The sequence below is a fragment of the Flavobacterium phycosphaerae genome (assembly GCF_010119235.1).
GTDB classification, from domain to species: domain Bacteria; phylum Bacteroidota; class Bacteroidia; order Flavobacteriales; family Flavobacteriaceae; genus Flavobacterium; species Flavobacterium phycosphaerae.
The window spans coordinates 1,355,164-1,378,304 of sequence record NZ_JAAATZ010000001.1; the positions used below are offsets into that span (position 1 = coordinate 1,355,164).

Sequence of the window (23,141 nt, forward strand, 5' to 3'; positions counted from 1 at the left end):
CATGGAAAATATTGCATTAATCGAGTCATTTTCAGAGTTTAAAGATGATAAACTTATTGATCGAGTAACGCTTATGGCGATTTTGGAGGATGTATTTAGAAACGCATTAAAAAAGAAATACGGTTCTGATGATAATTTTGACATCATTATCAATCCTGATAAAGGTGATATGGAGATTTGGAGAAGAAGAATTGTTGTTGCTGATGACGATTTAGATTTAGAAAACGAAGAAATCACGTTGACTGATGCCCGTAAAATTGAGCCTGATTTTGAAATCGGTGAAGAGGTTTCTGAAGAAGTGAAATTGATAGATTTAGGAAGAAGAGCGATTTTGGCTTTGCGTCAAAACTTGATTTCTAAAATCCACGAACACGATAATACGAATCTTTACAAACAATTTAAAGATTTAATTGGCGAAATTTATACCGCTGAAGTGCACCATGTTCGTCCAAGAGTTGTAATTTTGGTAGATGATGAAGGAAACGAAATCGTGTTGCCGAAAGAAAAACAAATTCCGTCTGACTTCTTCCGTAAAGGAGATAACGTTCGCGGTATCATTGAAAGCGTGGAATTAAAAGGGAATAAACCGCAAATTATCATGTCAAGAACGGCAGATAAATTTTTGGAAAAATTATTCGAACAAGAAATTCCGGAAGTTTTTGATGGTTTAATCATGATTAAAAAAGTAGTGAGAATTCCAGGCGAAAAAGCAAAAGTAGCCGTAGATTCTTATGATGACAGAATTGATCCGGTAGGAGCTTGTGTGGGTATGAAAGGGTCGCGTATTCACGGTATCGTTCGTGAGTTAGGTAACGAAAATATCGACGTAATCAACTACACCAGCAACTTACAGTTGTATATCACAAGAGCATTAAGCCCTGCTAAAGTATCTTCCGTTAAAATTGACGAAGAGAAAAAAAGAGCCGAAGTGTTCTTGAAATTAGAAGAAGTTTCTAAAGCCATCGGTCGTGGCGGACACAATATCAAATTGGCCGGTTTGTTAACAGGTTATGAATTAGATGTTATCAGAGAAGGCATTACAGCTGAGGAAGATGATGTTGAATTAACAGAGTTCTCAGACGAAATCGACGGATGGGTAATTGACGAGTTTGCTAAAATCGGATTGGATACCGCCAGAAGTATACTGAACCAAGATGTAGCCGATTTAGTGAGAAGAACCGACTTAGAAGAAGAAACGATTTTAGAAGTAATTAAAATTTTGAAAGAAGAGTTTGAGGACTAATTCTTTCGCCAACAATAGATAAACATTAAAAAGATTTTATGTCTGAAGGAAATATTAGAATTAATAAAGTTTTAAGGGAATTAAATATTTCTTTGGAAAGAGCTGTGGATTATCTTAAAGATAAGGGCATTGCTATTGAAGCCAGTCCCAACACAAAAATTTCCGATGATGTGTATAATATTCTTTGTGGTCAATTTGCCGGAGACAAAGGAAACAAAGAAGCTTCTAAAGGCGTAAGTGAAGAAATCAGAAAAGAAAAAGAAGCGCTTCGATTAGAAAGAGAAAAAGAAATTGAAGACAAGCGCAAAGCAGAAGAAGAGCGCCAAAAGTTAGAGGTAGTTAAAGCCAGAGCAGTGGTTACCGGCCCTAAACAGGTAGGTAAAATCGATTTAGAGCCAAAGGTTGCTATTACTCCAACACCGGCAGAAACTCCGAAAATTGCTGTTGAAAAACCGGAACCGGTGGCTAAAAAAGCAGAAGAAGCTCCAACAGCTCCGGTGGAAGCTCCTAAAGAAAAAGTAGCTAAAGCTAAGGAAGAACCTGCAGCAGCCGAAGCTCCGATGGATGAAACCATCACCACACAATACCAAAAATTATCAGGGGCTACGCTGACCGGTCAAGTAATTGATTTATCACAATTCAATAAACCGAAAAAGAAAAAAGAGGAGTTCAAAAAGGATGCTAACAAACCTGCGACTCCTGCCGGCGGACAAACTGCGGCACAAGCGGCACAAAATGCGGCCAATAAAAACAAAAGAAAAAGAATTCCGGGAAAACCGGGTGAAGGCGGGAAACCGGCTATCACCAGTGGCGGAAATAATGCACAAGGTGGTGCTAATAAATTTGGCAACAAACCAGGCGGAGGATTCCAAAAAGGAGCCCGTCCTGCTATAGTTCAAAAAGTTGAGCCTACCGAAGAAGAAGTTAAAAACCAAATCAAAGAAACTTTAGAGCGTTTACAAGGAAAAGGAAACAAATCTAAAGCGGCCAAATACAGAAGAGACAAGCGTGATTCGCACCGTCAAAGAACGGAAGACGAAATGCAAGCGCTGGAAGAAGGAAGTAAAACCATCAAAGTAACCGAGTTTGTTACGGTTGGTGAAATTGCCACCATGATGGATGTGCCGATTACTAAAGTGATTGGAACCTGTATGTCATTAGGCATCATGGTAACCATGAACCAACGTTTGGATGCGGAAACACTTTCTATCGTTGCGGATGAGTTTGGTTATGAAGTAGAATTTATCACTACTGATATAGAAGAAAACTTGGAAGTGGTGGAAGACAGACCGGAAGATTTGGTTACTCGTGCGCCAATCGTAACGGTAATGGGTCACGTAGATCACGGTAAAACCTCGTTATTGGATTATATCCGTAAGGAAAATGTAATCGCCGGAGAATCAGGAGGAATCACGCAGCACATTGGTGCTTATGCGGTTACTTTAGAAGGCGGTCAAAGAATCACATTCTTAGATACCCCGGGTCACGAAGCGTTTACTGCTATGCGTGCTCGTGGAGCTCAAGTTACAGATATCGCCATTATTGTGGTAGCGGCGGATGATGATATCATGCCACAAACCAAAGAGGCTATCAGTCACGCTCAAGCGGCTGGTGTTCCGATGATTTTTGCCATCAACAAAATTGATAAACAAGGAGCTAATCCTGAAAAAATCAAAGAAAAATTAGCCGCCATGAATTTATTGGTAGAAGACTGGGGTGGAAAATACCAATCCCACGACATCTCTGCTAAAAAAGGAACCGGTGTTAAAGAATTATTAGAAAAAGTATTGCTGGAAGCCGAAATCCTCGACTTAAAAGCCAACCCAAATAAACCGGCAGTAGGAACTGTGGTTGAAGCCCAATTAGATAAAGGAAGAGGATATGTATCAACGATATTGGTACAATCAGGAACTTTAAAAGTGGGGGATTATGTATTGGCCGGAAAAAATCACGGTAAGGTAAAAGCCATGCACGATGAAAGAGGTCACAATGTGAAAGAAGCCGGGCCATCAACACCTATATCTATTTTAGGATTAGACGGAGCGTCAACTGCGGGCGATAAATTCAATGTGTTTGAGGACGAAAGAGAGGCCAAACAAATTGCCGCTAAACGTACTCAGTTAATGCGTGAACAATCGGTAAGAACACAACGTCATATTACTTTGGCGGAGATTGGTCGTCGTATTGCTTTAGGTCAGTTTAAAGAATTAAATATTATCCTTAAAGGAGATGTGGATGGTTCTGTTGAAGCACTTTCCAGTGAGTTCTCTAAATTGTCTACTGAAGAAATTCAAATCAATATCATTCATAAAGGGGTTGGAGCGATTACCGAAACCGATGTAATGTTGGCTTCTGCTTCAGATGCTATTATCATTGGATTCAACGTGCGTCCTGCCGGTAATGCCCGTCAATTGGCCATGAAAGAAGAAATTGACATCAGAAGTTACTCTATCATCTATGATGCTATCAACGACTTGAAAGATGCGATGGAAGGTATGTTGTCACCGGAAATGAAAGAAGAAATCACCGGTACAGCCGAAATCAGAGAGATATTCAAAGTGTCTAAAGTAGGTTCTATCGCAGGATGTATGGTTACGGACGGTAAAATCTTCAGAAACTCTAAAATCCGCTTAATTCGTGAAGGGGTTGTAATATACACTGGTGAATTGGCTACCTTAAAACGTTTCAAAGACGATGTGAAAGAAGTGTCAAAAGGATACGATTGCGGTATGCAAATCAAGAATTACAATGACATTGAACAATTAGATATCATCGAAGCTTTCCAGGAAGTAGAAGTGAAGAAAAAATTGAAATAATACCAAACAAAAAGTCCCGAATCATTCGGGACTTTTTTTATTTATTAGGCTTTATCAAAAAGGCATTCGGATATTTTTTCTTCAAATCGTTTAGGTTTTTTTCGGCCTCTATTCGGGTTTTGAAATTGCCTACCCAAACCTTATACAATGGTGTGCTGAAAACTACCGTGGCATCCATGTCCTTATTTTCCTTTTTGAAATCCAACAGTGTTTTTTTGGAGTTTTCACTATCGCCGTTGAATATCTGAATTTTATAACGGTCATTAATAGTAATCGAACTGTTTATTTTTCTTTTTTCATTTAATAGTTGTTCGAATTTTGGGTCTTGGCTAACCGTTACTTTGGCGTCTTGCGCTGCCATTTTTTGCGATAAAAACAACAGTAAAAATAGGGCAGTGACAGGTTTGATTTGGGATAAATATTTCATAAGAGTTTGATTTTTATACAAATGTAAAACTTAATAATTTAAACAAAAGCCTAAACGCTATTTAGAATTAATATAAATTGGTATTTAAGATATATTTAAGGTTTTGAGAATAGTTCATAAGTCGTATTTTTGTCCAAGTTTTTAATAAAGAGCGGATTTTTAACTGAATTTTAACTCAGAAAAAATCGTGCCAACATTAGTCGATAATCATTATATTATATGAAAAAGGTGGGTAACCATAATTCGATTTCAAGGAAAATATTCTTCGGTTTAGCGCTTTCGCTAACATTCTCCTTAACTTCATTATCTCAAAATGCTACTCCAGCTGCTCCGGCAGCCACTCCTGCAACGGCAACTGCTGCTCCGGCCGCACCTGCTGCAACTGGCGGAGGTGATGCAGTAGCAGGGAAAGCTTTGTTTAATGCTAACTGTGCGGCGTGTCATGCCTTAGATAAGAAAATGACAGGGCCGGCATTGAGAGGCGTAACTGGGCGCCATGCCAAAGACTGGTTCTACGGTTGGATTGCCAACAGTTCTGCGATGATCAAAGCGGGTGATCCTGATGCGGTTAAATTGTTTAATGAAAACAATAAGGCTGTAATGACAGGGTTTCCTCAATTGTCAAAACAAGATGTGGATAATATCTTGGCTTATACCGATGAGCCAAAACCGGAACCTGCAAAACCTACTGGAACAGCAGGTGTACCCGGAACTGGTGCTGAACAAGGAGGGATTTCTAACGATGTAATTCTTGGAGCCTTATCTTTAGTGATGCTAATGTTGGTTATCATGTTGTTCTTTGTGAACAATGTGTTGGCTAAAGTGGCTAAAGCTAATGGGATTGAAGTAGCTGATAAAGAAGCAACATTGCCTATTTGGAAAGCGTTCGCCAGAAATCAATTTTTGGTACTTGTAACTTCAATTTTCTTGTTGTTGGCAAGTGGTTATTTTGTTTACGGATGGATGATGCAAGTAGGAGTGGATCAGGATTATGAACCAATTCAACCAATTCACTATTCACACCGTATCCACGCCGGAAGCAATGGTATTGATTGTAAATATTGTCACTCTGCCGCCCGAGTTAGTAAAAATGCCGGTATTCCTTCTTTGAATGTGTGTATGAACTGTCACAAAAACATTTCTGAAGTTTCTGATACGACAGCGACTCCTGAGCATTCAAAAGCTTTCTACGACGGAGAAATCAAAAAATTATACGATGCTGTAGGTTGGGATGGTGCTAAGTACACCGGAAAAACTAAGCCGGTAAAATGGGTTCGTATTCATAACTTACCTGACTTTGCTTATTTCAATCACTCACAACACGTAACTGTAGCGGGTATTGAGTGTCAGAAATGTCACGGTCCGGTTCAAACCTATGAAATTCAAAAGCAATTCGCTCCTTTAACTATGGGATGGTGTATTAAATGTCACCGTGAAACCGATGTTAAAATGGAAGGCAATGCTTACTATGACAAAATTCACGCTGAACTTTCTAAAAATATGGTGTAGACAAATTGACTGCAGCACAAATGGGAGGTTTAGAATGTGGTAAGTGTCACTACTAATAAAATTATTAAGAAGCTAATATTTATATACGATGTCATCGAACAAAAAATACTGGAAAAGTGTTGAGGAGCTAAACGAAAATAGTTCTATTGTTGAGACGCTTAGAAATAATGAATTCGTGGAAGAAATTCCGACCGGAGACTTCCTGTCAGATAAAGAATCATTATCTTCTTCATCAACTACTCGTCGTGATTTCTTGAAATACGTAGGATTCAGTACAGCGGCTGCAACTTTGGCTGCTTGTGAAGGTCCGGTACACAAATCAATTCCTTACGTTTTACAACCGGAACAAATCATTCCTGGTGTTGCTGATTATTATGCAACAACTATGTTTGACGGTTTTGATTTTGCCAACTTATTGGTAAAAACACGTGAAGGTCGTCCAATTAAAATTGAAAACAATACTATAGCCGGGGCTAAGTTTGCTGCCAATGCCAGAGTTCACGCTTCGGTATTGTCATTATACGACAGCATGCGTCTTAAAGTAACTAAGGTTGCTCAAAAAGACGCTAATTGGCAAGAAGCTGACTTAAAAATCAAAGCCAGTATAGCAGATGCTAAAGCTAAAGGCGGGCAAGTAGTTTTACTTACCGGAACGTTAGCCAGCCCGTCAACTGAAAAATTGATTGCTGAGTTTATCGCCAAAAACCCAACCGCTAAGCATGTTGTTTATGATTCAGTTTCTGAGTCAGCAGCGTTAGATGCTTTCGAAGCTGTGTATGGTGAAAGAGCTTTAGTAGATTATGATTTCTCAAAAGCAAATACAATCGTTTCTATTGGAGCTGATTTCTTAGGCGATTGGCAGGGTGGCGGATTTGACTCGGGTTATGCTCAAGGAAGAATTCCACAAGCCGGTAAAATGTCAAAACACTATCAGTTTGAAGCTAACATGACTTTGTCGGGTGCTGCTGCTGATAAACGTGTGCCAATGACTGTAGCTGATCAGAAAAAAGCACTAGCTGGTATTTATAACGTAATTGTTAATGGTGCTGGAGATGCTGGTAATGCTGATGCTACAAAAGCGGCTAAACAATTAGCGGCTGCAGGAAGCAAAGGAGTTTTGGTTTCAGGTATTCAGGATAAAAATGCACAATTGTTGGTTTTGGCTATCAACCAGAAATTAGCAAGTGAGGCATTTTCAACTATCGGAACCCGTCAAATTAGAAAAGGTTCTGATGCAAAAGTGGCTCAATTGGTTGCTGATATGAATGCTGGAAGTGTTCATACGTTAATCATGAGTGGCGTTAACCCAGTTTACACTTTGGCCGACAGCGCTAAATTTGTGAACGGATTGAAAAAAGTAAAATTATCGGTAGCGTTTTCTTTGAGAGAAGATGAAACGGCTTCGATTGCCAATATAGCTGTTCCGGCTCCTCACTACTTAGAGTCATGGAACGACTTAATGTTGACTAAAGGAACTTATTCTTTGGTTCAACCAACCATCCGTCCGTTATTCAGTTCAAAACAATTCCAAGAAGCATTGATGTCATGGAATGGTAATGGAGGGTCTTTTTATGATTATTTAAAAGCTAATTCAGCTAACTATACTAATGGGGCTACTTGGAACAAAACAGTTCATGATGGTATCGCTCTTGGTGTGGCTGCTGCCTCAATTTCAGGTTCTGCTGATTTCGCTGCTGCGGCTAATGCTTTAGCTGCTTCAAAACCAGCTAACGGATATGAATTAGTATTGTATACCAAAACCGGTTTAGGAGATGGTCAACAAGCTAACAACCCATGGTTACAAGAATTCCCGGATCCAATCACCAGAGTATCTTGGGATAATTATGTTACCGTTTCTCCGGCGGATGCTAAGAAATTAGGATTAGAAAATAAAATCGTAGCTAACGGTGGTCTTAACGGAAGTAATGCTGCCCTTACGGTTAACGGAGTTAAAAAGGAGGTTCCTGTTATTGTTCAACCTGGACAAGCTATCGGAACTTTAGGTTTAGCTTTAGGATACGGTAAAAAAGCCGCTTTAAAAGAAGAAATGCAAGTAGGTGTTAACGCTTACGCTTTTTATAACAACTTTAATAATGTTCAATCCGCTTCTATTGCTAAAGCTGGTGGGGAACATGAGTTCGCTTGTGTACAGTCACAAAAAACCTTAATGGGTAGAGGTGATATTATTAAAGAAACTACTTTAACCATTTTCAATACTAAAGATAGCAAAGAGTGGAATGAAGTGCCAATGGTATCTTTAGATCACAAAGAAGTAGAAGCTACTAAAGTTGATTTATGGGAATCATTTGATCGTTCAGTCGGACATCATTTTAACTTGTCAATCGATTTAAATGCTTGTACCGGATGTGGCGCTTGTGTTATCGCTTGTCATGCTGAAAATAACGTTCCTGTTGTTGGAAAATCAGAAGTAAGAAGAAGTCGTGATATGCACTGGTTGCGTATCGACCGTTACTATTCTTCACAAGATACTTTTGCGGAAGACAATGAGAAAAAAGAAAGCTTCAACGGCTTGTTCGGTGAAAAAGGCTCATTAGGTGGATTTGGTCAAATGGAAAATCCGGCTGACAATCCTCAAGTGGCATTCCAACCGGTAATGTGTCAACATTGTAACCACGCTCCTTGTGAAACGGTTTGTCCTGTGGCAGCAACATCACACGGTCGTCAAGGTCAAAACCAAATGGCTTATAACCGTTGTGTAGGTACTCGTTACTGTGCCAACAACTGTCCTTATAAAGTACGTCGTTTCAACTGGTTCTTGTACAACAACAATGACGAGTTTGATTTCCACATGAATGATGATTTAGGTCGTATGGTGGTTAACCCGGATGTAAACGTTCGTTCTCGTGGGGTTATGGAAAAATGTTCTATGTGTATCCAAAAAACGCAGTTGACTATCTTAACCGCTAAACGCGAAGGAAGAGAAGTTAATGTGGATGAATTCCAAACCGCTTGTTCTGCAGCTTGTACAACAGGAGCTATGGTTTTCGGAGATGTTAATAACAAAGAAAGCAAAGTGGCTAAGCTAGCAGAAGATAAAAGAATGTATCATTTGTTAGAGCATGTGGGTACCAAACCAAATGTATTCTACCACGTTAAAGTTAGAAATACCTAGTATCAAAAAATAATTAATTAAGAAACAATATAAAGGATTATGTCGTCTCATTACGAAGCACCCATTAGAAAACCCTTAGTTATAGGTGATAAATCATATCACGATGTAACTGTAGATGTAGCTGCTCCAGTAGAAGGAAGAGCCAATAAACAGTGGTGGACTGTATTTTCTATCGCATTAATAGCTTTCCTTTGGGGAATTGGTTGTATTGTCTACACCGTCTCAACCGGTATCGGTTCTTGGGGATTAAACAAAACAGTAGGTTGGGCTTGGGATATCACCAATTTCGTTTGGTGGGTAGGTATCGGTCACGCCGGAACGCTTATCTCTGCCGTACTATTATTATTCCGCCAAAGATGGAGAATGGCGATTAACCGTTCTGCAGAAGCGATGACCATCTTCTCGGTAATCCAGGCAGGTTTATTCCCAATCATTCACATGGGTCGTCCATGGTTAGCTTACTGGGTATTGCCTATTCCTAACCAATTTGGTTCTTTGTGGGTAAACTTTAACTCACCATTGTTATGGGACGTGTTTGCGATTTCAACGTATCTTTCGGTATCATTAGTATTCTGGTGGACTGGTTTATTACCTGACTTTGCGATGTTAAGAGACAGAGCCGTGACTCCTTTCACGAAAAGAATTTACTCTATCCTTTCTTTCGGATGGAGCGGAAGAGCAAAAGACTGGCAACGTTTTGAAGAGGTTTCTCTTGTATTGGCAGGTTTAGCAACTCCTCTTGTACTTTCGGTACACACTATTGTATCCTTTGACTTTGCTACTTCGGTAATCCCGGGTTGGCATACCACTATCTTCCCGCCGTACTTCGTTGCCGGAGCGGTATTCTCAGGATTTGCGATGGTAAACACACTTTTGATCATCATGAGAAAAGTGTCAAACTTAGAAGCTTATATCACCATTCAACATATCGAGTTAATGAACATTGTAATCATGATTACAGGTTCTATTGTTGGGGTGGCTTATATCACCGAGTTATTTGTAGCTTGGTATTCAGGAGTAGAGTATGAGCAATACGCCTTCTTGAACAGAGCAACCGGTCCTTACTGGTGGGCTTACTGGTCGATGATGACTTGTAACGTATTCTCACCTCAGTTCATGTGGTTCAAAAAATTAAGAACCAGTATCATGTTCTCTTTCATCATTTCGATTGTAGTAAATATTGGGATGTGGTTTGAGCGTTTCGTAATCATCGTAACCTCATTACACAGAGATTATCTTCCATCATCATGGACGATGTTCCAACCCACATTCATCGATATTGGAATCTTCATCGGTACCATTGGTTTCTTCTTTGTATTATTCCTTTTATACGCCAGAACATTCCCAGTGATTGCTCAAGCAGAGGTTAAAACAATTTTGAAATCGTCAGGAGAAAATTTCAAAAGACAAAGAGAATTAGAAGGTCATAATCATTCAGATAAACATTAATAATTGCTATGAGTAGTAATAAAGTTATACACGCTATATACAATGATGATGATGTATTGATGGATGCAGTTCACAAAACAAGAGCCGCTCATCATCACATTGAAGAAGTCTTTACGCCATTCCCGGTTCACGGATTGGATAAAGCTATGGGAATTGCGCCTACACGTCTAGCCATTTGTGCATTCATTTATGGATGTATCGGTTTAACAGTAGCAACCACCATGATGAATTATATCATGATTCAGGATTGGCCACAAGATATTGGAGGTAAACCAAGTTTTGCCTACTACAAAAACATGCCGGCTTTTATTCCGGTAATGTTTGAGATGACCGTATTTTTTGCCGCTCACTTAATGGTAATTACCTTTTATATGAGAAGTAAATTATGGCCATTCAAACAAGCCGAAAATCCGGATGTAAGAACTACTGATGACCACTTCTTAATGGAAGTTGCCGTTAAAGACAATGAATCCGAATTAGTAAAATTCTTCGAAGCCACCGGCGCAGTAGAAGTTAAAGTAATTGATAAGCATTAATAATAGATATGAAAAGTTTACTTAAAACAGCAGTATTATTAGGTATCATCGTTTCCTTATCCTCTTGTAAAGATAATGCGAAACCAAACTACCAATACATGCCAAACATGTATGAATCTGTGGCTTACGAAACCTATTCAGCATCTGATGCTTTCAACTCGCCTACAGGATTAAAAGGAAAAGAAGGACAATTGTCACCGGATGGTTCTATCAAAAGAGGATTTGTTCCTTATGATATACCAAACACAACAGCAGGATATGATTTGGCGAAAGCTACTTTAAAATCACCGTTAGATTCAACAGCGGTTGATATGGAAAAAGCAAAAGCGCTTTTTGATATTTATTGTGCTATTTGTCACGGTACTGCTGGTGACGGTCAAGGAAAATTAGTGAAACAACAAAAATTCTTGGGAGTTCCTAATTACAAAGACAGACAAATTACAGAAGGAAGTGTTTTCCATGTGCAAACGTATGGTTTAAATTCAATGGGTTCTTATGCGAATCAATTGAGCCAAGAAGAACGATGGATGGTAGCTGCTTACGTGATGGATCTTAGAAGCAAATTATAATTGTAGAATAAACTGATTGTTATAGATATGTATACCTTTTCAAGTAAATTAAAAACTTTTTCATTCGTCTTAATGCTCGTTGGAGTATTGGGAATTGGGTATGGTTTTTTGACCGCACCAAAAACAATTCAAGACGTAGAAACAATACTTGCTTCTGAAAGTCATGGGCATGAAGGTGCTCATAATGCACATGCTGTTGAAAAACACGATGCCAAAGCAGAGGCTGCGCACAAAGAACATGTTGAACACGTTTTTCATCAATTACAAAATAAGCCTTGGGCTGCCCTTTACGTAGCTTGTATCTTCTTTATGTTGATTGCCATGGGAGCTTTAGCTTTCTATGCGATTCAACAAGTAGCACAAGCAGGTTGGTCTCCGGTATTATTCAGAGTAATGCAAGGGGTCACTTCGTATGTACTTCCTGGCTCTATTATCTTCTTTTTTATTTTAGTTTTATCCGGTTTGCATTTCAATCATTTGTTTTCTTGGATGGCCGAAGGAATTACAACTAAAGGAAGCGCCAACTACGATCATATGATTGCCGGAAAAGCTGGTTACTTGAATTTCCCATTCTGGATTATCAGAGCCGCTATATTTTTAGGAGGATGGAATTTATACAGACATTTATCCAGAAAAAACTGTTTGGCACAAGATGAAGCTACTGACAACTCATTCTACAAAAAGAACTTTAAAATCTCAGCGGCATTCTTAGTATTCTTTATCGTTTCCGAGTCTATCATGTCTTGGGACTGGATTATGTCAGTTGACGCACATTGGTTCAGTACACTTTTCGGGTGGTATGTATTTGCCAGTTTCTTTGTGAGTGGTATTACAGTTATCCAATTGGTAACAATTTATCTTAAAACTAAAGGTTATTTAGAAAACGTAAATTCAAGCCATATTCACGATTTATCAAAATTCATGTTTGGTATCAGTGTATTCTGGACGTACTTATGGTTCTCTCAATTCATGTTGATTTGGTATGCCAATATTCCGGAAGAGGTAACTTATTTTGTTACCAGAATTAACGATTATGGTATTACTTTCTGGGGTGCCTTTGTGATGAACTTTATTTTCCCAATATTGTTATTAATCAACACCGATTTCAAACGTATCTTCTGGATTATCGTTATGGCAGGTACGATTATTTTATTCGGACATTATATTGATTTCTTCAATATGATTATGCCGGGAACAGTTGGTGACCAATGGTTCATCGGTATACCGGAAATAGCAGCAGTATTATTCTTCTTAGGATTATTCATTTTTGTAGTATTCAGCGCCTTAACAAAAGCACCGTTGGTTCCAAAACGTAATCCGTTCATCGAAGAAAGTAAACATTTTCATTATTAATATTTAAAGTAGATTACAAATGACAACTCTTTTGGTACTTATAGTTGTAGTTTTATTGGCAGTTGCCCTATGGCAGTTAACTAAAATATTCGACTTAACACAAGTTGGTGGAAATGTGAATGACACTCAAGTGGCTAATGATAACGATAATAAAGTTAACGGTTACCTGATGTTTGGTTTCCTTGGTTTTATTTATCTAACCACTATTTTCTGTCTTTGGAACTATAGCAAATTCCCTTTAATTGGAGATTCGGCCTCAGCGCATGGACCGGAAATCGACAATCTTATGGTAATTACTTTGGTTTTGATCTTTTTTGTTCAAACCATTACACAAGCTTTATTACACTATTTCGCTTTTAAATATAGAGGGAAACAAGGACAAAAGGCACTTTACTTTGCCGATAATAACCGCTTAGAATTTATTTGGAGTGTTATCCCGGCTGTTGTTTTAGCAGGTTTGATTCTTTACGGATTATACGCTTGGACCAACATTATGTTTGTTGATGATAAAGATAAAGAAGATGCTATTGTTATCGAACTTTATGCACAACAGTTCAAATGGGAAGCCAGATATTCAGGTGCTGACGATGTTTTAGGAAAAGCAAACGTTAGGTATATTGAAGGAGTAAACAACCTTGGGGTTGATTTATCTGATCCAAATGCACAGGATGATTTCACTTCTACAGAATTACACATCCCTAAAGGAAAAAGAATCATTTTCAAAATGCGTTCACAAGACGTATTGCACTCAGCTTATATGCCTCACTTCAGAGCACAAATGAACTGTGTACCGGGTATGGTAACTAATTTTTCATTCATCCCAACGGTAACAACAGCTGAGATGAGAGAGAAACCGGCTATGATTGAAAAAGTAGCTGAAATTAATGCCATCAGAGCTAAGAAAAGCCAAGCTTTAGTAGCTAGCGGACAAACAGCTTTAGACCCATACACTTTTGACTATTTGTTATTGTGTAACAAAATTTGTGGAGCTTCTCACTACAACATGCAAATGAAAGTAGTAGTAGATACTCCGGAAGAATACCAAGCTTGGTTAAAAGAAAACGCACCAAAAACTATTGCTCAGGCAGTAAAAACAGCTGCGGCAGAAGCAAAAGCTGCTGAAAAACCGGCTACAACTAAAGATACAACTTCAGCAAAAAGCACTGACACCACAGTTGTTGCTCAAGCAGAAATGAAATAATAAATAAAATTTAAAAGTTAACCCATATGTCAGCAGAAGCTCACAACCACGATCACGGTCACGACGAACACGAACACCACCATAAAGACACGTTCATTACTAAATACATTTTTAGTATTGATCACAAAATGATTGCTAAACAGTATTTGATTACTGGTATCATCATGGGAGTTATTGGTGTTGGAATGTCAATGCTTTTCAGAATGCAATTGGCTTGGCCGGAAGAATCATTCAAGATTTTTAATTTCCTTTTAGGCGATAAATTTGCTCCAAACGGAGTAATGTCAAATGAAATCTATTTGGCTTTAGTGACCATTCATGGTACCATCATGGTATTCTTTGTATTAACAGCAGGATTGAGCGGAACCTTTAGTAACTTGTTGATTCCGCTGCAAATCGGAGCACGAGATATGGCCTCAGGTTTCCTTAACATGATTTCCTATTGGTTATTCTTCTTGTCTAGTGTGGTTATGGTTATCTCACTATTTGTAGAGTCAGGACCGGCTTCTGCAGGATGGACAATTTATCCGCCTTTGAGTGCTTTACCACAAGCTATTTCAGGTTCAGGTACCGGTATGACTTTATGGTTGGTTTCTATGGCGATATTCATTGCAGCGTCTTTGCTAGGTTCATTGAACTACATCGTAACGGTAATCAACTTAAGAACAAAAGGAATGTCGATGACAAGATTGCCACTTACAATTTGGGCTTTCTTTATTACAGCTATTATTGGAGTTATTTCGTTCCCGGTATTACTTTCTGCCGCCTTGATGTTAATCATGGACAGAAGTTTCGGAACGTCTTTCTTCTTATCTGATATCTATATTGCCGGCGAAGTGTTACATTACCAAGGAGGTTCGCCAGTATTGTTTGAACACTTATTCTGGTTCTTAGGACACCCGGAGGTATACATCGTATTGTTACCGGCATTAGGAATCACTTCTGAAATTATTGCTACTAACTCTCGTAAACCTATCTTTGGTTACAGAGCGATGATTATGTCAATCATAGCCATTGCCTTCTTGTCAACAATTGTATGGGGTCACCACATGTTTATCTCAGGTATGAATCCGTTCTTAGGTTCTGTGTTTACTTTCACAACTTTATTGATTGCGATTCCTTCTGCTGTAAAAGCCTTTAACTATATCACAACGCTATGGAAAGGTAACCTACAGTTAAACCCTGCGATGTTGTTCTCTATCGGATTGGTTTCTACCTTCATTACCGGAGGATTAACAGGAATCATTTTAGGAGATAGTACGCTGGATATTAACGTTCACGATACGTACTTTGTGGTTGCTCACTTCCACTTGGTAATGGGTATCTCTGCACTTTACGGAATGTTTGCCGGTATTTACCACTGGTTCCCTAAAATGTTCGGAAGAATGTTGAACAAAAACTTAGGTTATGTTCACTTCTGGGTAACGGCAGTGTGTGCTTATGGAGTATTCTTCCCGATGCACTTCATCGGAATGGCAGGTTTACCAAGAAGATATTATACCAACACCAACTTCCCGTTATTTGACGATTTACAAAACGTAAACGTTATTATTACTACGTTTGCTTTAGTAGGAGGTGCGTTCCAATTAGTATTCTTATACAACTTCTTCAGTAGTATTTTCTACGGAAAAAGAACTGTTCAAAATCCATGGAAATCTAATACATTGGAGTGGACAGCACCAATCGAGCACATTCACGGAAACTGGCCTGGTGAAATTCCTCACGTACACAGATGGCCTTATGACTATAGCAAACCGGGTCACGATGATGACTTCGTTCCGCAAAACGTACCTATGAAAGAAGGAGAAGAAGTGTTACACCACTAATCCTTTACTACTATATAAAAAATGCCTTTCCTATCGAAAGGCATTTTTATTTGTAAGCCTTCCAATTATTTTTCTATTTACCTAGTTGTGGCAAAAAGAAGTGTGGCAAAAAAATTGCCACATAAAGTTGTGCCACAAACTTGATTGAAAAACTTTTTCGCTATCAATACTTTGCTCAATTTTGGTTTCAATTATCAGGATTTGAAAAAATCGAAAACCGGAAAATTTCATATATTTACATCTAATTATTTAAATGCGCCACTACTGACGCTAACCCGAGACTCGGTATGAACGAAAACCTCAATCCCACCAATTCCAATTTTAATCCTGAAGAGCTCGACTTAGAAAAAAAGTTAAGACCCTTGTCTTTTGATGATTTCACAGGGCAAGAACAAGTGTTGGACAATCTGAAGGTTTTTGTGGAAGCGGCTAATCTGAGAGATGAAGCACTTGACCATACGCTTTTTCATGGTCCGCCGGGATTGGGTAAAACGACTTTGGCTAACATTTTGGCCAATGAATTAGGCGTTGGAATTAAAATTACTTCCGGTCCTGTTTTAGATAAACCGGGAGATTTGGCCGGGTTGCTTACTAATCTTGAAGAAAGAGATGTCTTGTTCATTGATGAAATCCATCGCTTAAGTCCGATAGTGGAAGAATATCTATACTCTGCCATGGAAGATTTCAAGATTGATATCATGATTGAATCAGGCCCAAATGCCCGAACTGTTCAAATCAACTTGAATCCGTTTACGCTGGTTGGAGCTACCACCCGTTCAGGATTGCTGACAGCGCCTATGCGGGCTCGTTTCGGAATCCAAAGTCGACTACAATATTACAACACCGAACTGTTAACTACGATAGTCCAACGAAGTTCCAGTATTTTAAAAATGCCTATCACAATGGAAGCGGCTATTGAAATTGCCGGAAGAAGCAGAGGAACGCCTCGTATCGCCAATGCACTGCTGCGTCGTGTTCGCGATTTTGCCCAAATCAAAGGCAATGGAAAGATTGATATAGAAATTGCTCGATTTTCCTTGAAAGCCTTGCATGTGGATGCGCATGGTTTAGATGAAATGGATAACAAGATTCTGAATACTATTATCGATAAATTTAAAGGAGGGCCGGTTGGGTTATCAACCTTAGCGACGGCAGTTTCCGAAAGTGGTGAAACCATCGAAGAAGTATACGAACCGTTCTTAATTCAGGAAGGGTTCATCATTCGCACGCCCCGCGGAAGAGAAGTAACAGAGAAAGCCTATAAACACTTAGGAAAAATTAACCCTAACATCCAAGGCGGATTGTTTTAACCGTTCGCTTTGAGTCTGGTTTTATGACGTATCACTTTTGGCCAACAAACAAAAATTAAATGATGAGAAACATTATAGTATTGCTGCTGTTTTTTTTAATTAACGGTATGATGTTTAGCCATTATTTGGTGCCAAATATTGATAAAGAAAATAATGTTGATCAGATGGAAAAGGCATTTTCAAAAGTAAAGCAAACTGTTCCGTCAAGTTCAAAAATTTACTTTCTTACCCGGAGCGATATCCAAGCCAATCCGGAAATTTATTATAAAGCACAATTCCTGTTGGCACCAAGGGTTGTTGTAACTCAAAAATATGAAGACGTTCCAACAGGCAGTTATATGCTTCAGCTTCGGGATAAACATAACGCAAGTGAAACAATTATGGGATACTCAGCACAAGAGTATCTATTAGCCGACGGAAATGAATTTTTTGAAGCCACACTTTTAAAGAAAAAACTATGATGGTATTCATTTTATTGCTCGGGATTATAGCGTCCTATCTTCTGATGGATAAAAAAACGGCCATTAAAAATATAGTTCTGAAAGGCGTTTTAGCTTTTTTGTTTACCATTGCGATGCTGTCGTTTGTTTTTGTAGTTTTTCTTTTTTTACGAATCAATTTTACTTTGTTTGAGGCTGTTTTTACGCTGGTTCCATTAGCCTATATAATTTCAGAAATCAAGAAAGCCAAAAAAATAGCCTTTACCACGGCGCACATTTCAAATGTATCAACCCCTTTGTTGGTTGTTATCTTGGCGGGTTTATCCGTTTTTAGTTATAGGTTTTTCAATCTTTCGGTTAGGTGGGGTGATTGGGATGCTTGGGCTATCTGGTCACAGCATGCAAAATTTTTAGCAGATGGGGCATATTTTCAAAACCTATTTACGGAGGATCTTGCCTGGACACATCCTGATTATCCGTTGTTGGTGTCCTCAATTATAGCTGTCTTTTGGAAGTCACTTGGCGTTTATTCAGCCTATGTACCTGCTGTTTTTGCCTATCTGATTGCGGTATCATTAGTGCTGACGATACTAGCCTCATTCTTTGAAAAGAAGTTTTTCGTTTTGGGCGTAAGCCTTTTTTTGATAATGAGTGGCACGTCAGTACTTTTCCCTTTTGTAACGACACAACAGGCCGATACTATTTTGGGAACTTTCATTTTAATAACCATAGTTTTGCTGAATCATTTGCCAAATGATAAGCCCGTATTTCACTTGTTGCTTATTGGTTTTTTCGCGGCCACTTGCGGATGGATAAAAAATGAGGGATTGGCATTTTTTGCATTATTCGCTTTCTGTTTTTCAATAAAGTATTTCAGAGAAAAAAATTGGATTAAGTATTTCTTTGCCGGAGCTGCATTACCCTTGTTGGTGGTGTTGGTTTTTAAATTTACCTGTGCACCATCAAGTGATCTTGTCAATGGGCATAATGAGTATGCGACTAAAATTTTTGACTTCAGCAGATACAAAACCATATACGATTTTGCCAGCAACTATATTGTAGAAAATTGTAAATTCCTGATGTATACCATAGTTGTAATGCTAGTTATTAATTACAGGTATTATACTTCGTTAACTTTTGTTGTTATTTTTGGATTATTAACCGTTTACTTCTTTACTTATGTATTGACGCCAAATGATTTGACTTGGCATCTAACCACTTCGCTATACAGACTTATCCATCAGGTATTCCCTGTATTGTTGTACTCCTTGTTTTTTTCTGCAAGCGAAAAATGGTCGGTAAAACGGCTTATTTCTTTCAAACTGAAAAGATAAATTTTTTCCACAAAGGATAAGAAGTTTACCCCAAATGAGCAACAAACAAAAATATACACAACTCATCAAAACCGAAGCCAAACGACTCGGCTTTTTGTCCTGTGGCATCTCCAAAGCCGGTTTTTTAGAAGAGGAAGCCCCTCGATTAGAGCATTGGCTTAAGCAAAATTACAATGGAGAAATGAGCTTTATGGAAGACTACTTCGATAAGCGGTTAGACCCCACTTTATTGGTTGATGATTCTAAAAGTGTAATTTCACTTTTGCTCAACTATTACCCGCCTCAAGAACAGGTTGAAGGCAGTTATAAGATTTCGAAATATGCCTACGGAAAAGACTATCATAATGTCATCAAGAAAAAAATAAAGAAACTGCTAAATCATATCAAAGCCGAAATTGGAGATGTTTATGGTAGAGCTTTTGTTGATTTTGCACCGGTTATGGATAAAGCTTGGGCGGCCAAAAGCGGTTTAGGATGGATTGGGAAAAACAGTAATTTGTTGACGCAACAGGTTGGTTCTTTTTATTTTATTGCCGAACTGATTATCGACCTGGACTTAGAGTATGATAATGCCACCACAGATCATTGTGGTTCTTGCACTGCTTGTATTGATGCTTGCCCGACCCAGGCTATTGTTGCGCCTTATATAGTTGACGGCAGTAAATGCATTTCCTATTTCACCATTGAATTACAAAATAATCTTCCTGCCGAAATGAAAGGCAAACTAGATGATTGGATGTTTGGCTGCGATATATGCCAAGATGTATGCCCGTGGAATAAATTTTCAAAAGCTCACAGCGAACCTTTATTTAAACCCTATCCGGAACTGCTTTCCTATACCAAAAAAGACTGGGAAGACATCACTCAGGAAACTTTTGAAAAAGTCTTTACCAACTCGCCACTGAAACGAGCCAAACTGGACGGGTTAAAAAGAAATATTGATTTTCTGAAGCAAATTTAATGTTGAAAAAGAAACCCTTAAATATTTCAATATTACAGCGAGTCTTCTACCTTTGTAACTCAAAGAAAAGTCTAAAATGAATAAATACAGTAAACGAAGAGAAGCACTTTTATACCACGCCAAACCAACACCGGGAAAGATTAAAGTGGTACCCACTAAAAAATATGCTACCCAAAGAGATTTGTCGTTGGCCTATTCGCCGGGAGTGGCCGAGCCTTGTTTAGAAATTGCTAAAGACGTTAACAACGTTTATAAATATACTTCAAAAGGTAACTTGGTTGCTGTTATAACCAACGGAACTGCGGTTTTAGGACTGGGAGATATCGGTCCCGAAGCTTCAAAACCGGTAATGGAAGGAAAGGCATTGCTATTCAAAATCTTTGCCGATATCGATGTTTTTGATATAGAGGTCGGTACCAAAGATATAGAAGAGTTTATCCAAACCGTAAAAAATATTGCGCCCACTTTTGGCGGAATCAACCTAGAAGACATCAAAGCTCCTGAATCCTTCGAAATCGAAAGACGTTTGGTAGAAGAACTGAATATTCCGGTGATGCACGATGATCAACACGGTACTGCTATTATTTCTTCTGCGGCATTGTTAAACGCACTTGAATTGGCTAAGAAAAAAACAACGGATATCAAAGTTGTGGTTTCCGGAGCAGGTTCAGCCGCTTTAGCTTGTGCCAATTTGTACATGCTGTTGGGGGTGAAAGCCGAAAATATTATCATGTTCGATAAAGACGGAGTGCTTTCAAAAGACCGAACCGATTTGTCTGATTTGCAAAAAAAATATACTCACGGTAAAGCCGGGATTTCGCTCAAAGAAGCCTTAGTCAATGCCGATGTTTTCCTCGGATTATCGGCCGGTAATATACTTTCTCCGGAAATGCTTTTAGGCATGGCCAATGATCCTATAGTGTTTGCTATGGCAAATCCTATTCCTGAAATTGATTACGATTTGGCTATTGCCACTCGAAAAGATATCATCATGGCTACCGGTCGCTCCGATCATCCTAATCAGGTGAATAATGTACTTGGGTTTCCCTACATTTTCCGTGGTGCACTTGACGTGAGAGCTACCAAAATTAATGAAGAAATGAAAATGGCAGCCGTACACGCTTTGGCTGAACTGGCTAAAGAACCGGTGCCGGAACAGGTAAATATTGCCTATGGGGAAACCCGTTTGAATTTCGGAAAAGACTATATCATTCCCAAACCCTTTGACCCAAGATTAATTGCGGTAGTAGCGCCAGCTGTGGCGAAAGCGGCAATGAATTCGGGCGTAGCACTCCATCCGATTACCGATTGGGAAAAATATGAAGAAGAATTACTAGAGCGTTTAGGTTCCGATAATAAAATGGTGCGTTTGCTTATGAACCGCGCTAAGACTGACCCGAAACGAGTTGTTTTTGCGGAAGCAGATCATTTGGATGTACTGAAAGCAGCACAGATTGCATACGAAGAAGGAATCGCTCGCCCTATACTTTTAGGAAACAGAGAGTTGATTTTAGAACTCAAAGAAGAATTAGGTTTTGATGCCGAAGTGCCCATCATAGATCCTAAAACAAAAGAAGAAGACAAACGCCGATTAAAGTACGGCGAAATCTATTGGAAGGCCCGTCAACGAAGAGGAATTTCGCAGTTAGATGCCCAACGATGGATGCGAGAACGCAATTATTTTGCGGCGATGATGGTTAATGAAGGCGATGCGGATGCGATGGTTTCAGGATATTCCCGAAGCTATCCGTCAACGGTGAAACCTTTGATGCAGTTAATTGGAAAAGCGCCCGGAATTACGTTGATTGCAACCACCAATATGATGATGACCAATCGTGGTCCGATGTTTTTATCAGACACGGCCATCAACCCCAATCCGACAGCTGATGAATTGGCAAAAATTGCTTTGATGACCGCCAAAACCGCCAGAATGTTTGGTATGGAGCCGGTGATTGCTATGGTGTCGTTTTCAAATTTTGGCTCTTCAGCGCATGAAAGTGCTTCCAAAGTAAGAGAAGCGGTAGCTTATTTGCATAAATATTATCCGGACTTAATTGTGGATGGAGAAATCCAAACCGATTTCGCCTTAAATCCGGAGATGTTGAAAGCTAAATTCCCGTTTTCAAAATTAGCCGGCAAGAAAGTAAATACCTTGATTTTTCCAAACCTGGAAGCGGCCAATATTACTTATAAATTGTTGAAAGAGCTTTACAAAGTTGATTCTGTAGGGCCTATTATGCTCGGTATGGAAAAAGCGGCACACATTTTTCAATTGGGAGCGAGTGTTGAAGAAATGGTGAATATGGTAGCCGTTTCGGTAGTAGATGCTCAGGAAAAGGAGAAAAGGAATAATATGCAAGCCAAATAGATTTAGTAATATTATACAGATATAGCACTCAGACATTGTCAATTAAAGAATTTTGCTATATTTGGAATTAGATTTCGAACAAAATGATAGCACACATTCAAGGAAAATTAGTGGAAAAATCGCCTACAGAAGTCGTTATCGACTGCAATGGCGTTGGCTATCATATCAATATTTCGCTGCATACTTTTTCGTTACTTCCCAATGCTGATTTTATTAAGTTGTTTACTCATCTCCAAATTAAGGAAGATGCTCATTCTTTGTTCGGTTTTGTCGAAAAATCAGAACGAGAATTATTCAAACTTTTGTTGTCGGTTTCAGGTATAGGCGCCAGTATTGCCAGAACGATGCTGTCTTCCTTAGATCCGAAACAAATCATTCAGGCCATTGGCAGCGGCGATGTTGGCACCATTCAATCGATTAAGGGAATTGGAGGTAAAACAGCCCAACGCGTCATTTTGGATTTAAAGGACAAAGTGTTAAAAATCTATGATTTAAGCGAAATATCGACGTCACAACACAATATTAATCGAGAAGAATCGTTATCTGCTTTGGAGGTTTTGGGTTATATCAGAAAGAATGCAGAAAAGGTGGTGGATAAAATCATCAAAGACAACCCAGAAGCAACCGTTGAAACAATTATCAAACAAGCATTAAAAAATTTATAAT

General features: G+C 38.9%; 16 protein-coding genes and 1 pseudogene. 16 read left to right on the plus strand and 1 reads right to left on the minus strand.

The window, feature by feature from the left end; translation table 11 throughout:
* Position 1 precedes the first annotated feature (1 nt).
* Together nusA and infB are read left to right on the plus strand one after the other, a co-directional pair.
* Positions 2 to 1,243 carry a transcription termination factor NusA gene (gene nusA / locus GUU89_RS06060; RefSeq protein ID WP_162127083.1) on the plus strand — a complete coding sequence of 414 codons (1,242 nt, stop codon included), beginning with the start codon at positions 2 to 4 and terminating at the stop codon, positions 1,241 to 1,243.
* A gap of 38 nt (positions 1,244 to 1,281) precedes the next feature.
* Positions 1,282 to 4,059, plus strand: a complete 2,778-nt coding sequence (gene infB, locus GUU89_RS06065) for a translation initiation factor IF-2 (RefSeq protein WP_162127084.1) — start codon at positions 1,282 to 1,284, stop codon at positions 4,057 to 4,059.
* A gap of 37 nt (positions 4,060 to 4,096) precedes the next feature.
* On the opposite strand, the gene GUU89_RS06070 is transcribed toward infB, so the two are convergent.
* A complete protein-coding gene (locus GUU89_RS06070; protein WP_162127085.1) occupies positions 4,097 to 4,486 on the minus strand; it encodes an SPOR domain-containing protein in 390 nt (129 codons plus the stop codon).
* Positions 4,487 to 4,705: 219 nt separating this feature from the next.
* On the opposite strand from GUU89_RS06070, the pseudogene GUU89_RS06075 reads away from it, so the two are divergent.
* The 14 genes and pseudogenes from GUU89_RS06075 to ruvA all read left to right on the plus strand — a co-directional run bounded on the left by GUU89_RS06075 (position 4,706) and on the right by ruvA (position 23,140).
* Positions 4,706 to 6,051 (plus strand): annotated as a pseudogene (locus GUU89_RS06075) (c-type cytochrome).
* Positions 6,052 to 6,083: 32 nt separating this feature from the next.
* The gene (locus GUU89_RS06080; RefSeq protein WP_162127086.1) at positions 6,084 to 9,128 is read left to right on the plus strand and encodes a TAT-variant-translocated molybdopterin oxidoreductase; all 3,045 of its coding nucleotides are present in this window, start codon (positions 6,084 to 6,086) and stop codon (positions 9,126 to 9,128) included.
* Between the two features lie 39 nt (positions 9,129 to 9,167).
* Complete coding sequence (gene nrfD, locus GUU89_RS06085; protein WP_162127087.1) at positions 9,168 to 10,577, plus strand: NrfD/PsrC family molybdoenzyme membrane anchor subunit; 1,410 nt, start codon at positions 9,168 to 9,170, stop codon at positions 10,575 to 10,577.
* Between the two features lie 8 nt (positions 10,578 to 10,585).
* Positions 10,586 to 11,113, plus strand: coding sequence for a DUF3341 domain-containing protein (locus GUU89_RS06090; RefSeq protein WP_162127088.1), 528 nt, complete (start codon positions 10,586 to 10,588; stop codon positions 11,111 to 11,113).
* A gap of 8 nt (positions 11,114 to 11,121) precedes the next feature.
* A complete protein-coding gene (locus GUU89_RS06095) occupies positions 11,122 to 11,682 on the plus strand; it encodes a c-type cytochrome (RefSeq protein ID WP_162127089.1) in 561 nt (186 codons plus the stop codon).
* A 27-nt stretch (positions 11,683 to 11,709) separates the two neighbouring features.
* Positions 11,710 to 13,035 (plus strand): quinol:cytochrome C oxidoreductase, encoded by a 1,326-nt coding sequence (locus GUU89_RS06100; RefSeq protein ID WP_162127090.1) that lies wholly within the window; start codon positions 11,710 to 11,712, stop codon positions 13,033 to 13,035.
* A gap of 19 nt (positions 13,036 to 13,054) precedes the next feature.
* A complete protein-coding gene (locus GUU89_RS06105) occupies positions 13,055 to 14,236 on the plus strand; it encodes a cytochrome c oxidase subunit II (RefSeq protein WP_162127091.1) in 1,182 nt (393 codons plus the stop codon).
* Between the two features lie 26 nt (positions 14,237 to 14,262).
* Positions 14,263 to 16,062, plus strand: coding sequence for a cytochrome c oxidase subunit I (locus GUU89_RS06110; protein ID WP_162127092.1), 1,800 nt, complete (start codon positions 14,263 to 14,265; stop codon positions 16,060 to 16,062).
* Positions 16,063 to 16,349: 287 nt separating this feature from the next.
* Positions 16,350 to 17,372 (plus strand): Holliday junction branch migration DNA helicase RuvB, encoded by a 1,023-nt coding sequence (gene ruvB / locus GUU89_RS06115; RefSeq protein WP_162127093.1) that lies wholly within the window; start codon positions 16,350 to 16,352, stop codon positions 17,370 to 17,372.
* A 59-nt stretch (positions 17,373 to 17,431) separates the two neighbouring features.
* Positions 17,432 to 17,833 carry a hypothetical protein gene (locus tag GUU89_RS06120; RefSeq protein ID WP_162127094.1) on the plus strand — a complete coding sequence of 134 codons (402 nt, stop codon included), beginning with the start codon at positions 17,432 to 17,434 and terminating at the stop codon, positions 17,831 to 17,833.
* Positions 17,830 to 19,146: a hypothetical protein gene (locus GUU89_RS06125; RefSeq protein ID WP_162127095.1), complete on the plus strand. Its 1,317-nt coding sequence runs from the start codon at positions 17,830 to 17,832 to the stop codon at positions 19,144 to 19,146. Before GUU89_RS06120 ends, GUU89_RS06125 begins: the two co-directional genes overlap by 4 nt.
* 34 nt (positions 19,147 to 19,180) lie before the next feature.
* Positions 19,181 to 20,107 carry a tRNA epoxyqueuosine(34) reductase QueG gene (gene queG, locus GUU89_RS06130; RefSeq protein ID WP_162127096.1) on the plus strand — a complete coding sequence of 309 codons (927 nt, stop codon included), beginning with the start codon at positions 19,181 to 19,183 and terminating at the stop codon, positions 20,105 to 20,107.
* Positions 20,108 to 20,183: 76 nt separating this feature from the next.
* Positions 20,184 to 22,475, plus strand: a complete 2,292-nt coding sequence (locus tag GUU89_RS06135) for an NADP-dependent malic enzyme (protein WP_162127097.1) — start codon at positions 20,184 to 20,186, stop codon at positions 22,473 to 22,475.
* Between the two features lie 83 nt (positions 22,476 to 22,558).
* Positions 22,559 to 23,140 (plus strand): Holliday junction branch migration protein RuvA, encoded by a 582-nt coding sequence (gene ruvA, locus GUU89_RS06140; RefSeq protein ID WP_162127098.1) that lies wholly within the window; start codon positions 22,559 to 22,561, stop codon positions 23,138 to 23,140.
* Position 23,141: the final 1 nt, after the last annotated feature.

Coding starts and splice junctions, on each gene's coding strand:
- nusA (WP_162127083.1), top strand. CDS start 2: ATGGAAAATATTGCATTAATCGAGTCATTTTCAGAGTTTAAAGATGAT.
- infB (WP_162127084.1), top strand. CDS start 1,282: ATGTCTGAAGGAAATATTAGAATTAATAAAGTTTTAAGGGAATTAAAT.
- GUU89_RS06070 (WP_162127085.1), bottom strand. CDS start 4,486: ATGAAATATTTATCCCAAATCAAACCTGTCACTGCCCTATTTTTACTG.
- GUU89_RS06080 (WP_162127086.1), top strand. CDS start 6,084: ATGTCATCGAACAAAAAATACTGGAAAAGTGTTGAGGAGCTAAACGAA.
- nrfD (WP_162127087.1), top strand. CDS start 9,168: ATGTCGTCTCATTACGAAGCACCCATTAGAAAACCCTTAGTTATAGGT.
- GUU89_RS06090 (WP_162127088.1), top strand. CDS start 10,586: ATGAGTAGTAATAAAGTTATACACGCTATATACAATGATGATGATGTA.
- GUU89_RS06095 (WP_162127089.1), top strand. CDS start 11,122: ATGAAAAGTTTACTTAAAACAGCAGTATTATTAGGTATCATCGTTTCC.
- GUU89_RS06100 (WP_162127090.1), top strand. CDS start 11,710: ATGTATACCTTTTCAAGTAAATTAAAAACTTTTTCATTCGTCTTAATG.
- GUU89_RS06105 (WP_162127091.1), top strand. CDS start 13,055: ATGACAACTCTTTTGGTACTTATAGTTGTAGTTTTATTGGCAGTTGCC.
- GUU89_RS06110 (WP_162127092.1), top strand. CDS start 14,263: ATGTCAGCAGAAGCTCACAACCACGATCACGGTCACGACGAACACGAA.
- ruvB (WP_162127093.1), top strand. CDS start 16,350: ATGAACGAAAACCTCAATCCCACCAATTCCAATTTTAATCCTGAAGAG.
- GUU89_RS06120 (WP_162127094.1), top strand. CDS start 17,432: ATGATGAGAAACATTATAGTATTGCTGCTGTTTTTTTTAATTAACGGT.
- GUU89_RS06125 (WP_162127095.1), top strand. CDS start 17,830: ATGATGGTATTCATTTTATTGCTCGGGATTATAGCGTCCTATCTTCTG.
- queG (WP_162127096.1), top strand. CDS start 19,181: ATGAGCAACAAACAAAAATATACACAACTCATCAAAACCGAAGCCAAA.
- GUU89_RS06135 (WP_162127097.1), top strand. CDS start 20,184: ATGAATAAATACAGTAAACGAAGAGAAGCACTTTTATACCACGCCAAA.
- ruvA (WP_162127098.1), top strand. CDS start 22,559: ATGATAGCACACATTCAAGGAAAATTAGTGGAAAAATCGCCTACAGAA.